The organism is Sphingomonas edaphi, from assembly GCF_003583725.1.
GTDB classification, from domain to species: domain Bacteria; phylum Pseudomonadota; class Alphaproteobacteria; order Sphingomonadales; family Sphingomonadaceae; genus Sphingomicrobium; species Sphingomicrobium edaphi.
Window position 1 is genome coordinate 1,069,010 of record NZ_QXTF01000001.1, and the last position, 13,181, is coordinate 1,082,190.

At 62.9% G+C, this 13,181-nt stretch carries 13 protein-coding genes; 11 read left to right on the plus strand and 2 right to left on the minus strand.

All coding sequences use genetic code 11. The annotated features are described in order from the left end of the window. Positions 1-51: 51 nt before the first annotated feature. Genes D3M59_RS05460 through D3M59_RS05480 form a run of 5 tightly spaced genes read left to right on the plus strand, consistent with a single transcriptional unit; the run spans position 52 to position 3,172 of the window. Positions 52-822 carry an alpha/beta hydrolase gene (locus D3M59_RS05460; RefSeq protein WP_119532283.1) on the plus strand — a complete coding sequence of 257 codons (771 nt, stop codon included), beginning with the start codon at positions 52-54 and terminating at the stop codon, positions 820-822. After that, positions 819-1,550: a tetratricopeptide repeat protein gene (locus D3M59_RS05465; RefSeq protein ID WP_119532285.1), complete on the plus strand. Its 732-nt coding sequence runs from the start codon at positions 819-821 to the stop codon at positions 1,548-1,550. Before D3M59_RS05460 ends, D3M59_RS05465 begins: the two co-directional genes overlap by 4 nt. 11 nt (positions 1,551-1,561) lie before the next feature. Next, a complete protein-coding gene (locus D3M59_RS05470) occupies positions 1,562-1,978 on the plus strand; it encodes a VOC family protein (protein WP_119532287.1) in 417 nt (138 codons plus the stop codon). Further along, positions 1,978-2,709 carry a hydroxyacylglutathione hydrolase gene (gene gloB, locus D3M59_RS05475; RefSeq protein WP_119532289.1) on the plus strand — a complete coding sequence of 244 codons (732 nt, stop codon included), beginning with the start codon at positions 1,978-1,980 and terminating at the stop codon, positions 2,707-2,709. The genes D3M59_RS05470 and gloB overlap by 1 nt, the downstream gene beginning before the upstream one ends. A gap of 49 nt (positions 2,710-2,758) precedes the next feature. Beyond that, positions 2,759-3,172: a hypothetical protein gene (locus D3M59_RS05480; protein ID WP_147416707.1), complete on the plus strand. Its 414-nt coding sequence runs from the start codon at positions 2,759-2,761 to the stop codon at positions 3,170-3,172. Between the two features lie 6 nt (positions 3,173-3,178). Here the strand turns inward: D3M59_RS05480 and D3M59_RS05485 are convergent, their stop codons facing one another. Then, entirely contained in the window at positions 3,179-4,900 is a 1,722-nt protein-coding gene (locus D3M59_RS05485) for an AMP-dependent synthetase/ligase (protein WP_119532895.1), read from the minus strand. A gap of 170 nt (positions 4,901-5,070) precedes the next feature. On the opposite strand from D3M59_RS05485, the gene ggt reads away from it, so the two are divergent. After that, positions 5,071-6,777 (plus strand): gamma-glutamyltransferase, encoded by a 1,707-nt coding sequence (gene ggt, locus D3M59_RS05490; RefSeq protein WP_119532293.1) that lies wholly within the window; start codon positions 5,071-5,073, stop codon positions 6,775-6,777. On the opposite strand, the gene D3M59_RS05495 is transcribed toward ggt, so the two are convergent. Further along, positions 6,774-7,805, minus strand: coding sequence for a quinone-dependent dihydroorotate dehydrogenase (locus tag D3M59_RS05495; protein WP_119532295.1), 1,032 nt, complete (start codon positions 7,803-7,805; stop codon positions 6,774-6,776). The genes ggt and D3M59_RS05495 overlap by 4 nt on opposite strands. Before the next feature lie 107 nt (positions 7,806-7,912). Here D3M59_RS05495 and D3M59_RS05500 point away from each other — a divergent pair, with 107 nt between their 5' ends. From D3M59_RS05500 to D3M59_RS05520, 5 genes are all read left to right on the plus strand, one after another. Next, on the plus strand, positions 7,913-9,766 hold the full coding sequence (locus tag D3M59_RS05500; RefSeq protein WP_119532297.1) for a DUF885 domain-containing protein: 1,854 nt from the start codon (positions 7,913-7,915) through the stop codon (positions 9,764-9,766). 68 nt (positions 9,767-9,834) lie between these two features. Further along, positions 9,835-10,236: an RrF2 family transcriptional regulator gene (locus D3M59_RS05505; RefSeq protein WP_119532299.1), complete on the plus strand. Its 402-nt coding sequence runs from the start codon at positions 9,835-9,837 to the stop codon at positions 10,234-10,236. Then, entirely contained in the window at positions 10,233-11,702 is a 1,470-nt protein-coding gene (gene sufB / locus D3M59_RS05510; RefSeq protein WP_199662372.1) for a Fe-S cluster assembly protein SufB, read from the plus strand. Before D3M59_RS05505 ends, sufB begins: the two co-directional genes overlap by 4 nt. Continuing rightward, positions 11,703-12,446 carry a Fe-S cluster assembly ATPase SufC gene (gene sufC / locus D3M59_RS05515; RefSeq protein WP_119532301.1) on the plus strand — a complete coding sequence of 248 codons (744 nt, stop codon included), beginning with the start codon at positions 11,703-11,705 and terminating at the stop codon, positions 12,444-12,446. It abuts the gene before it with no gap. Then, positions 12,443-13,180 carry a SufD family Fe-S cluster assembly protein gene (locus D3M59_RS05520; RefSeq protein WP_119532303.1) on the plus strand — a complete coding sequence of 246 codons (738 nt, stop codon included), beginning with the start codon at positions 12,443-12,445 and terminating at the stop codon, positions 13,178-13,180. The genes sufC and D3M59_RS05520 overlap by 4 nt, the downstream gene beginning before the upstream one ends. The last annotated feature ends 1 nt before the right edge of the window (position 13,181 follow it).

Here is a 13,181-nt window from a genome sequence, read left to right on the forward strand (position 1 = left end):
CGCGCCGCCTCAACTGCTTCCCTTCTGTGGCCATCGCGCTAGGGAAGCGCGATGCAGACACCAGATATTCCGCCGACCGACCTCGCCTATTTTGACCCGGGCGACGGACGTCGCATTGCTTATCGCCTGCGCGAACCCAAGGGTGGTTCGCCGACGGTGGTGTTCCTGCCGGGCTATGCGTCCGACATGGACGGGGCGAAGGCTGAGGCCATCGATCTGTTCTGTGGCGCGCGCGGGCTCGGCTGCCTACGCTTCGACTATTCGGGGACAGGTTCGTCGGGCGGCGATTTCGGCGCCGGGACACTGGAGCGATGGCTCGACGAGGCTGTCGCCGCGATCGACATGCTCACGGAGGGCACGATCATTCTCGCCGGATCCTCGATGGGCGGCTGGATAGCGCTTCACGCAGCGATGAAGCGTCCGTCGCGGGTCAAGGGTTTGCTGGGCATTGCCGCCGCACCCGATTTCACCGACTGGGGCTTTACGGCAGAGGAGAAGGAGCAGCTCAATCGGGACGGCAAGCTGGAGCGCGCCAACCCCTATGGCTCGGAACCGTCGGTAACCTACCTGGGCTTCGCACTGTCGGGACAAGCCCATCGCCTGCTTCATTCCCCCATCGACCTCAAGATCCCTGTCCGGCTGGTCCATGGCGAGCAGGATCAGGAGGTGCCGATGGGCGTTCCGATCAAGCTGCTGCAGGACCTTCGTTCATCCGATGTCCAGCTTCGCCTGATCAAAGGAGGGGGTCACCGCCTGAGCGAGCCGCACGAGATCCACGCGATCCTGACCGAGCTCGTCGGCCTCGTGGAGCTCGTCCTATGATCACATTCCTTGCCGCCGCCATCCTTGCCGCTGCTCAAGCTGCACCGGAGTCGGCATCGGCCTGCCCGACCGTGCTGACCGCCGCGGCGCAAAGCTGCCGGGCTATCTATGCCAGCAAGGCAGGGAGGTTCGCGGAAAGCGCGACCGCGTTCGAAAGCGTCGCCGAGCTAACGCCGTCGGGCGATCCGGCGCGGGATCGCGCGCTGGCGGCCGCTGGCAACATGTGGATTGCAGCCGGACAGCCGGGCAAGGCGGCCCTAGCCCTGGACAAGGCGCTGGCTGGTACGGGCTTGCAGGCCGAACAGCATGGCCTAGCCCTGCTCGACAGGGCCAGGGCAAGCGAGGCGCAGGGCGACCTGAAGACCGCGCGGGCGAAAGTGACCGAGGCCGCCAAGACGATAAGTGAAGACCCCTATTTGTGGTTTTTCTCCGCTGCGCTTGCGATCCGGGAAGAAGATGTTCCGACGGCAAAATCGTCGATTAACCGCGCGCTGGCGATGGTACCGGATTCGCCGGAAGTAATGTTCGAGGCCGGTCATGTCTTCCACGCGGCAGGTGAGGAAGCCAAGGCGCTAGAATATTGGAACAAGGCGATTGCCGCCGACCCCAATGGCCCTGCCGGAAAAGCGGCGCGCCAGGCGCTGGCGATGAGCGATGCGCCGTTGACCGTGACCAACGATGTGACGAAAAGCCCGGTGGGGCATGGCGAAGGTCCGAAAGGTCAATAAGCGAGGAACCGATGAAATTCCTTCACTCCATGCTCCGCGTGTCCGACCCAGATGCGACCATCCGCTTCTTCAATCTGCTCGGCCTCGAGGAGCGCCGCCGGAAAAATGTGCCGGAGGGCAAGTTCACGCTGATCTTCCTAGGCGCGCCGGACGACGAGGGCGGCGAGGTCGAACTGACCCATAATTGGGATGAAACCGGCTATGGCGGCGGCCGCAATTTCGGGCACCTTGCCTACGCCGTCGACGATATTTACGAAACTTGCCAGCGCCTTGCCGACAATGGCGTAACGATCAACCGCCCGCCGCGCGACGGCCACATGGCATTCGTCCGCTCGCCAGATGGAATTTCGATCGAGCTCCTCCAGAAAGGCGACCGCCTGCCGCCTGCCGAGCCCTGGGCGTCCATGCCCAACACGGGAAGCTGGTAATGGCCCGGCTGGAGGTCGTCGCGGTCCCGGCCTTCACCGACAATTATCTGTGGCTGGTCCACGATTCCGAGAGCGGCGCCACCGCCGTGGTCGACCCGGGCGATGCAGTGCCGGTGCTGGCCGAGGCAGAGCGGCGCGGCTGGCGCATTACCAGCATCTTGAACACCCACTGGCACCCCGACCATACCGGCGGAAATCTAGCGGTTAAGGAAGCGACCGGCGCCGAAATATGGGGCCCAGCCGGCGATATGGGACGCGTACCGGGACTCGATCACGCGCTTAGTGAGGGTGATCGGGTGAGCATCGGCAACCATCGGGCCGAAGTGTGGGAAGTCCCCGGACACACGCTCGGCCACATCGCTTATGTCTTTGGCGACGACGCTATGGCCTTTGTCGGCGACACGATGTTCGCGATGGGCTGCGGCCGGTTGTTCGAAGGGACGGCGGAGCAGATGGTTGGTTCGCTTCGCCGGCTGGCGGCGCTTCCGCCCGTGACCGAACTTTACTGTGCTCACGAATATACGCTGTCGAATGCACGCTTCGCTGCCCATTCCTTTCCATCGAGCAAGGAAATTGCGGATCGGCTCCGTCATGTCGAACAGGAGCGGTTAGAGGCACGCCCGACCGTCCCGACCACGGTGGCACAGGAGCGGGCGACCAACCCTTTCCTCCTAGCCCGCGATGTTGCGCATTTCGCGCAATTGCGGGCGGAAAAGGATAATTTCCGCTAATCGACCGTTGAATTGAGTGCTGCCGGAAATGAATTCGGGGAGAAAGACCATGCGCCGATTCACTGCCGCCTTGTTCATCGCCGGATTCGCGGGTCTGGCCGCTTCTTGTTCGACTTCAAACGGCCAGGAAACGCGTTCGCCGAAGGCGCAGCGGGAGCTGGCCGACGCACTTGCCGGCCGCACAGCCGGTCCCCCCGTCCGCTGCCTTCCGTCCTATCGGTCGAGGCAAATGCAGGTGATCGACGACTGGACCATCATCTTCCGCGACGGCAAGACGGTCTACGTCCAGAACCCGCGCGGCGGTTGCCGGGGCCTGGGATCCGGCGCCTACACGTTGGTGACGAAGACCTACGGGATCGCCCAGCAGTGTGACGGCGACCTCAATCAGCTGGTCGACCTGCGCACCGGAATGATGGGCGGGTCCTGCGTGTTCGGGCCGTTCACGCCCTACACCAAGCCGTAGGCTGGCCTATTTGCGGTAGAGCGCGTCCAGCCGATCGCCATAGGCTTTGCCGATGACATGACGGCGGATCTTCATCGATGGCGTCAGCTGCTCATTCTCAACCGAGAATTGCTCGTCGGCCAGGATGAAGCGGCGAACCTTCTCTATGACGGACAGCTCCGCATTGACCAGGTCGACGGCTTTCGAGAGCGCCTTCTGCATGCCGTCAGGGTCTCCCTTGAAGCGCTTCATTTCCTCGGGATCGGGAACCAGCAGCGCTACCAAGTGCGGTCGGCGGTCGCCATAGACCATCGCTTGCAGAATTTCCGGCTGGAGCGTGAGCATACCCTCGACGCGCTGCGGCGACACATTGTCGCCCTTGTCGTTAACGATTAGGTCCTTCTTGCGATCGGTAATGACAATCCGGCCTTTCTCGTCGAGGTGACCGACGTCCCCGGTGGCCAACCAGCCATCCTGCAGGACGCGGCGGCTCTCATCTTCATTATGCCAATAGCCGTGCATTACATTTTCGCCGCGAACGAGGATCTCGCCGTCGTTGGCGATGCGCACCTCGGTATTCTTGAGTGGCGGCCCGACCGTTTCCATGCGGATGCCCGCCTTGGGACGGTTGCAGCTGATGACCGGCCCTGCCTCGGTCTGGCCATAGCCCTGCAGCATCGGCAGCCCCATCGCTTGGAAAAACAGGCCGACGTCGGGATTGAGCGGCGCGCCGCCCGACACCATCGCCTTCATCCTACCGCCGAATTTGCGCTTGACCTTCCGGCGCAGCGTTACCGACAGGATGCCGTCCATCGGCAGGTCCCAAGGCACCGATTTGCCCGAATAGCGCTTCCCCTCGATTGAGATGGCGCGGCCCATCAAATAGGCAGGCAGGCCGCCGTCCTTTTCAACCTGTTTCATGATCTTGGCGCGGAGCATTTCGAACAGTCGCGGGACGACAACCATGATCGTCGGGCGCACTTCCTCGATGTTGGCGGCCAGTTTCTCGAGGCTTTCGGCGTAATAAATCTGCGCGCCGAGCGCGACGGGGAAGTGCTGGCCGCCGCTATGTTCATATGCATGACTGGCAGGCAGGAAGGACAGGAAGACCTCCTCGTCCCAGCCAAAGTCATTGGCGATGACGTCGATACAGCCTTCGACATTGTGCAGGATCATTCCATGATGCTGCATCACGCCGCGCGGCGCGCCGCCGGTCCCGCTTGTGTAGATTAGGCAGGCGAGGTCGCCGCGGCCGACGTCGGCCATGCGCTTTTCAAGCGCGCCGATGTCGGTTGGACCGGACACCATTTCCGCCCAATGGTGGAATTCGGCGATGTCGGGTGACTGTCCGGTGATAATGTCGTCGATCGAGATGACGTGCCGGCAGTCGGATGAGAAGAGTACCGCGGGTAGCAGGCTCTTGGCCAGTTTCTGTGTCGACACGATCACCGCGCTGGCGCCAGAATTGGCAAGGATATGCTGGTGGTCGCGGGTTGTGTTGGTCGTGTAGGTCGGCACCGTCACGCAACCGGCGGCCATGATGCCGAGATCGGCGATCAGCCATTCGGGCCGGTTCTCGCTGACCAGCATCACCCGGTCGCCTGGCTTAAGCCCGATGCGCTTCAGCGCTTCGGAGAGGGACGCCACCTGCCGTGCCGCTTCGGCATAGCTGATCGGCGTCCACGCTCCGCTTTCCTTCTTCCACAAGAACGGCTGTTCGCCCCGTTCGCGGGCGCGCGTCAGAAACATCGTCACCAGGTTGGGAAAACGCTCGAGCTGGGTCTTGGCCACCCTGTTGCATCCTTCTCGTCGCCGGGCCTCTGGCGGGCACGTGAGGCGGTTCTTAGCGCATTGCAGCGCATCCGCCAGCCGCCCTCGTGCAATGGACAGGATGCAATCGCCTCGCCTAAGCCAGCGCCATGCCCGTCATCCGCCTGTTCCTGCTTCCGCTCCTTCTCGTCCTTGGTTCCTGTGCGACTGTACTGCCGCCTACGGAGGCGCCCGCGAAGGAAGAGGCATTCGTCGTCGCCGCCAACCCGATTGCTGCTCGTGCGGGAATGGAAGTCCTGGAACGTGGGGGAAGCGCAGCCGACGCGGCAGTGGCGGTCGAGGCGATGCTGTCGCTAGTTGAGCCGCAAAGCTCCGGCCTCGGCGGCGGCGGCTTCATGACCTATTTCGATGCGTCGTCCGGCAAGGTCACCATTTACGACGGACGCGAGACCGCCCCGGCACAGGCGTCGCCGTCGATGTTCCTGGACAGTACCGGCAGGCCCCTGCCCTTTGCGCAGGCCGTACTCAGCGGCCGCGCGACCGGCGTTCCCGGTGCGGTCGCGCTGCTGGCCGAGGCGCATCGCGACCATGGTAACCTGCGCTGGTCGGACCTTTTCGATGCGGCGCGACAGACGGCGGAAGACGGTTTCATCGTCAGCCCGCGTCTTGCCCGGATGATCGCTGGCGATTTCCCGCAGAACGCCGCGCCTGATGTCCGCGCCTATTTCGCGCGGGCCGGCGGTGGGCTGCTGAAGGCAGGCGATCGGCTGCGCAATCCGGCCTACGCAGCCTTCCTCGACCGCTTGGCGAGCGAGGGGCCTTCGGCGTTTTATGCCGGCAGCACCGCGGCAAAGATCATTGGCCGGACCCGCGCGGCGCCGCTGGGCGGTTCGATGACGATGGCGGATCTGGCATCCTATCGACCGATCAAACGCAATCCCGTCTGCCGCCCTTATCGCGTCTATCTGGTCTGCGCTCCGCCGCCCCCCTCGAGCGGAGTGGGCATGCTGGCCTTGTTGGGCATGCTGGAGAAAACCGACATCGCCAGGCGCGGCCCGGTGGACCCCCAAGCCTGGTTCCTGTTCGCCGAGGCAAGCCGGCTGATGTACGCTGACCGCGATCAGTTTGTCGGCGATCCTGCCTTTGTTAGGGTGCCGGTGCAGGGAATGGTCGACAGCGACTATCTTACCGAGCGCGCTCAGCTGATCGGACAGCAAGCCATGCCTGCCCCCAAGCCGGGCAACCCGGCGGGAGCGCCCGCGCTGGCAGCGGACCGCACATATGAGCCCGCGGGAACGACTCATTTCATCGTCCGAGACGGCCGCGGCAATGTGGTGTCGATGACCGCGACGGTCGAATCCATCTTCGGCGCGGGTCGGATGGTCGATGGCTTCTTCCTCAACAACCAGCTGACCGACTTCGCATTTAGCCCGGTCGATTCCGCTGGACGGCCGCAGGCCAATGCGGTCGCGCCGGGCAAGCGCCCGCGCTCATCGATGACCCCGCTTATACTGCTCGATCGTCAAGGGCACTTCGCCGGAGCGATCGGATCTGCAGGCGGTAACGCGATTCTGGCGTATGTCGCCAAGTCGCTGGTAGCGGCAATCGACTGGGGCTTGCCGATGCAGGATGCCCTGGCAGCGCCCAACCTTGTCGCGCGCGGTAGCAACTTCAACGGCGAGGCGACCAAGTTCGCGCCCGGTGTGCTGGAGGCGCTGGCAGCACGCGGAATGACGGTCAAACCGGGCCAGGGCGAGGATTCGGGCGTCCACGCCGTGCTGATCCGGGACGGAAAGGTGGACGGTGGGTTCGACCCGCGCCGCGAAGGCGTAGTGCTGGTCAAGCCGCGCGGCTAGGCCGCCCCGACGGCATCTGACAGGCTGGTGAAGCCTTCGCGCTCCAGCCGCAAGGCCAATGCGTCCGCCATCTTCTTGGCAAGGCCTGGGCCCTCGTAGACCATCGCCGAATAAAGCTGGACCAAGCTGGCGCCCGCGCGGATGCGGGCCCAGGCATCATCGGCATTTTCGATGCCGCCTGCTGCGATCAGCGGGATCGACCCGCCCGAAGCCGCCCGGAACAGCCGTAGCTGTTCAAGGGCGAGTGCTTTAAGCGGGCGTCCGGACAATCCACCCGTTTCCGCCCGATGCCGGGACGTCAGCGGCGGCCGTGATATAGTTGTATTGGCAACGATCAGGGCATTGACCCCGCTGTCTGCCGCGGCGCGGACGATCCGGTCATGGTCTCCACCATCCAGGTCCGGCGCGACTTTCAGGAAGATCGGGGGCCCGTCAGGCGTTCGGCTGGCTTGCACGGCCTGAAGCAGGTCGACCAATTCTCCGCCGGCTTGCAGGTTACGGAGGCCAGGCGTGTTGGGGCTGCTGATGTTGACCGTCAGATAATCGGCGACGGGGCCCATCGCCCTGACACCCCTAGCATAATCGGCGACGCGGTCGGTGCTGTCCTTATTGGCGCCAATATTGACCCCCAGGATGCCGCGACGCTCACGCTTGCGGAGACGGTCTAGCGCCCGCTCCTGACCACCATTGTTAAACCCCATGCGATTGATCACCGCGCGGTCTTCTTTCAACCTAAACAGTCGCGGACGCGGATTGCCTGCCTGGGGACGGGGTGTCAGCGTGCCTACCTCGACGAAGCCAAAGCCAAGGCCCAGCATGGCATCGGGCACCTCAGCATCCTTGTCGAATCCCGCCGCCAGCCCGACTGGCGAAGGGAAGTCGATGCCAGCTACGCGGATAGCAAGGGTCTTCGGGAAGGACGGAAGCGGCAGGGGCGGCGCCATCGACAGGGCGGCAATAGTCGCGCGGTGCGCGGTTTCCGCGTCAAGCGCAAACGCAAAGGGTCGGAGCAGCTGGTACAGGGCCATGCGCGCCGCCTTAGCGCAGACCGCACCGCCCGTTCATCGAAAAAACTTTGCCGTTGGTCGGCACGCCGCCATGGTGCGGGGGACCAATCCCGACAGGAGCCGCCAAGTTGACTCGCCTCATCCTGCTTGCCTCGACCGCCCTTCTAGCCGCCTGTGCGGCGACCCAGCCCGATCCGCTGGTTGCGCCGCCGCCACCGGAAGCGACCGAATCTGCACAGGCGCCAACCCGCGATCAGGCGGCCGAGTTGAAGCAATTCTTCGGCGAATATGACAAGGCGGAGCTTGCCCAGTCGCCGCTCAGCAAAGCCTATCGCGGTATCAAGGACGGCGACTATGGCAAGTTGAACGAGTTCACCGACGCGGATTCGATCCGCAACCGCGAACTGGACCAGCGCACCGCCGACGAAATGGTCCGCCGCTTCAACCGCGCATCGTTGAGCGCCGAGGATCAGCTGAGCTACGATCTGCTGCTTTACCGCAACCAGCGTTCAGCCAGCGTCTTTCCCTATCGCCGCTATGGCTATGTGTTTGACCAGATGAACGGGGCGCAGGCGGACATTCCCGCCTTCCTCATCAACATCCACAAAGTCGAAAACGAGCAGGACGCCAAGGACTACATCAGCCGCATCCGGGCGTCGGGAACTTACATCGACCAAGCAATCGCGGAATCGCAGGAGCGCGAGAAGCTGGGCGTCCTCCCGCCGCGCTGGGTCTATCCGCAGGTTATCGAGCAATCGAAGAACTTGATCAGCGGAGCTCCGTTCACCACCGGCGCCGACAACGACGTATATGCCGACTTCAAGGCGAAGGTCGCCAAGCTGTCGATTCCGGCGGAGCGTAAGACGTCGCTTGTAGCCGAGGCGCATGACGCTTTGCTCGGGTCGATGGGGCCTGCTTACCAGCGGCTAGTCGCCTTGCTGACCGACCAGCATAAGCGCGCAAGCTCGGATGACGGAATCTGGCGCTTCCAGAACGGCGCCGCCCAATATCAGGCACTATTGAAATTCTACACAACGACGGACCTGACCCCGGACCAGGTGCACGATCTCGGCCTCGCGCAGGTCGCGCGCATCCACAGCGAGATGGAGGCGATCAAGGATCGCGTCGGGTTCAAGGGATCGCTGCGTCAATTTTTCGCGCACATCCGCGACGGCAAGCAATTCTATTACCCCAACACGGCAGCCGGTAAGCAGCAATATCTCGATGAATCCAAGAAGGCACAGGCACAGGTCGCAGCGCAGCTCCCGCGTTATTTCGGACGCCTGCCAAAGACCGAATTGCTCATCAAGGCGGTCGAGCCGTTCCGCGAGAAGACCGCTGGCAAGGCCTTCTACAACGATCCGCCACCCGACGGCTCGCGCCCGGGCATCTATTACGTCAACCTTTACGACATGAAGAACATGCCTTCTGTTGAGGTTGAGGCGCTGTTCTGCCACGAGGGCATCCCCGGCCACCACTTGCAGGGTGCCTTACTGGCCGAGCTTCCGGAAGGATCAGTGCCGCCGTTCCGGCAGTTCAGCGGCTATACCGCGACCGACGAAGGCTGGGGCCTCTACGCCGAGAAGCTTTGCAAGGAGATGGGCCTTTACGAGGATCCGTACCGGGACTTCGGCCGGCTCCAACTGGAGCTTCACCGCGCGATCCGGCTAGTGGTCGACAGCGGGCTTCATCACAAGCGCTGGAGCCGCGAGCAGGCGATAAGATATGTCGAGGACAACAGCGCTGATGCGAAGGGCGGCATCGTCAAGGCGATCGAGCGCTACATCGTCTATCCCGGCCAGGCGACGGCCTACATGGTCGGCAAGCTGAAGATCGAGGAACTGCGCGCCAAGGCCAAGGCAGAACTCGGCGCCCGATACGACGACCGCGGGTTTCACGATACCGTCCTCCTCGCAGGCTCGATGCCGCTCGAAATGCTGGAGAAGCGCCTCGAGGATTGGATCGCGACGACGAAGGGCTGAAGGCCCACCTCGTCGGTTGCAATTGAGGACGCATTGCCCTAAATCGGAGTGGAAAGCTCCGAATAACCATGCGACTCACCCATCTTGCCGACTACGCGGTCGTGATGATGACCGCGGCCGCGCGCCGCGATGCGTCCGCGCGCCTGTCCGCTACCGACCTTGCCCAGGAGACGGGTGTGCCTTTGCCAACCGCTCAAAAGCTGATGCAGCAGCTAGCGGCGCACGGTCTACTCATCGGACAACGCGGGGCGGGAGGCGGCTATGCGCTCGCCCGACCGGTCGGGGAGATCAGCTTGGCCGACATCGTTGAGGCCATCGAAGGACCGATCGTGCTGACCCAATGCGCCGACGGCGCCAACCATGAGTGCGCGCTCGACACTCATTGCCGCGTGAAACCACACATGGGGATCGTCGGTAATGCGGTGCGCGGCGCGCTTGGCGCTGTGTCATTGCAGGAGCTGGCGCGGTGAACGACCAGCTGACCAACCGGGAAGCCCGCGACGCGATCGCCAAGGAATATGAGTGGGGCTTCAGCTCCGACATCGAGCAGGAGTTCGCGCCCAAGGGCCTCGACGAGGACACGGTCCGTTTCATCTCCGCCAAAAAGGGCGAGCCGGAATGGATGCTCGATTGGCGCCTGAAGGCCTTTCATGCCTGGCTAGAGATGGAGGAGGTCGACTGGGCCAAACTCGACATTCCGGCGATCAATTACCAGGACGCCTATTACTACGCCGCGCCCAAGAAGAAGGAGGCGCTGAAGAGCCTGGACGAGGTCGATCCGGAAATCCTCCGCGTCTATGAAAAGCTCGGCATCCCGATCGAGGAGCAGAAGGTACTCGCCGGAGTCGAGGGTGCGCGGAAAGTTGCCGTCGATGCCGTGTTCGATAGCGTGTCGGTCGCGACCACCTTCCGCGAGGAACTGAAAGCCGCAGGCGTCATCTTTCTGTCGATAAGCGAAGCCATCCGGGAATATCCCGAACTGATCCGCAAATATCTCGGCAGCGTGGTCCCGCAGCGCGACAATTACTTCGCCTGCTTGAACAGTGCGGTTTTCAGCGACGGTACGTTTGTGCTCGTCCCGGAGGGCGTTCGCTGCCCGATGGAATTGAGTACCTATTTCCGCATCAATGCCGAAAATACCGGCCAGTTCGAGCGCACGCTGATCGTCGCTGAAAAAGGCAGCTACGTATCCTACCTCGAAGGGTGCACCGCACCGATGCGGGATGAGAACCAGCTACATGCCGCAGTGGTCGAAATCTACGCGCATGAGGATGCGGAGGTGAAATACTCGACCGTCCAGAACTGGTATCCTGGCGACGCGGAGGGCAAGGGCGGCATCTTCAACTTCGTCACCAAACGCGCGCTTTGTGCGGGTGCGCGCTCGAAGGTCAGCTGGACCCAGGTCGAGACCGGAAGCGCGATCACCTGGAAGTATCCGAGCTGCATCCTGAAAGGTGAAAGCAGCGTCGGCGAATTCTATTCAGTTGCGCTGACCAACAATCGCCAGCAGGCCGACACGGGAACGAAGATGGTTCACATCGGCGCGAACAGCCGTTCGACCATCGTTAGCAAAGGTATCAGCGCAGGCCGCAGCGACAATACCTATCGCGGGCTGGTGCGCGTACTTCCGGGCGCGGAGAATGTCCGCAACTTTACTCAGTGCGACAGCCTCTTGCTGGGCAGTGAATGCGGCGCTCACACTGTCCCGTACATCGAAGTCCGTAATCCGACCGCGACGATCGAACATGAAGCGACCACGTCGAAGATCAGCGAGGATCAGCTGTTTTACGCCATGGCCCGCGGGCTGGACGCGGAAAGCGCGGTCGCGCTGATCGTCAACGGCTTTGCCCGCGAGGTGCTGAAGCAACTACCGATGGAATTCGCAGTCGAGGCGCAGAAGCTGCTGGGCATCAGTCTTGAAGGAAGTGTTGGTTAAGTGCTGAAGATTGAAAACCTCCACGCAACGGTCGCCGGCAAGGCAATCCTGAACGGGCTGACACTGACCGTTCCGGCTGGCGAAATCCATGCGATCATGGGTCCAAACGGCGCAGGCAAGTCAACGCTGGCCTACGTGCTCGGCGGGCGGCCGGGTTACGAGGTGACCGAAGGGTCGGTGACGTTCGACGGGCGAGACCTGTTCGCAATGGAGCCGCACGAACGCGCAGCGGCGGGTATGTTTCTGGGTTTCCAGTATCCGGTCGAGATTCCCGGCGTTTCCTACCTGCAATTCCTGCGCGAGAGCCTGAACAGCCAGAAGCGTGCGAAGGGCGATGCGGAGTTTTCCGGGGCCGAGTTCATCAAGCTGGCCAAAACGCAGGCCGCGACGTTGGGCATGGACGCGGAGATGCTGAAGCGACCGGTCAATGTTGGCTTTTCCGGCGGAGAGAAAAAGCGCGCCGAGATGGTCCAGATGGGCATCATGGATCCCAAGCTGGCGATCCTCGACGAGACCGACAGCGGCCTCGACATCGACGCGCTAAAAGCGGTCGGCCATGGCATTAACGAGATCATGCGAGCACCTGAAAAATCGGTGCTGTTGATTACGCATTACCAGCGGCTGCTCGACTATGTCCGGCCAGACCGCGTGCATGTTCTTTCGCGGGGCAAGATTGTGCGTTCCGGCGGCCCGGAATTGGCGATGGAACTCGAACGCGAAGGATATGCGGAGGTCGCTGCGTGACGGCTCTTCCGACCCGTAAACTGGAAGCGTTTCGATACGCGGACATTGATGCGCTGGCGTCGGTGTGGCCGTCGCTTGCGCCGCCCGTCCGGGTTGAAATTGCTGCGCAGCAAAAGCTGCAGCAAATCTGGTTGCCGAGCGGCGACGATGTCGATGTTCGCCGGTTCGATGTTGTGTTGGAGGCGGGCGCATCGGCAAACTTTTTCGCCCTCAATACCGCATCCCGCTTCGGTCGCATTGAACTGGACGTAACGCTGCACGAAGGCGCGGAATTCGAGTTTGACGCGGCGAATATCGGTGGCGGCAATTCAACCCTCGAGGTTGTCACGACGGTGCGGCATGTCGAGCCGAACGCGACATCGCGGCAGACGGTGCGCAGCGTACTGGCCGGCAAGGCGATCGGGTCTTATCTCGGCAAGGTCGCGGTATCGCGCGGCGCGGACGGGACGGATAGCGAGCAGTCGGTCAAGGCCATGCTGCTGGCCCGCGGCGCAACCGCCAACGCCAAGCCGGAACTGGAAATTTATGCCGACGATGTGAAGTGCGCCCACGGCGCAACCGTAGGCGAATTGGACCGCGAACAGCTTTTCTACGCCGCCGCCCGCGGACTCGATCCGGCGGGCGCCCGGGCGTTGCTGCTCGAAGGCTTCGTGGGCGGTTTGTGGGACGGCATTGAAGGCGACGACCGTGGGATCGCGGACGCAGCGCGCGTCGCGCTGAAGGCGATCGCGTGAA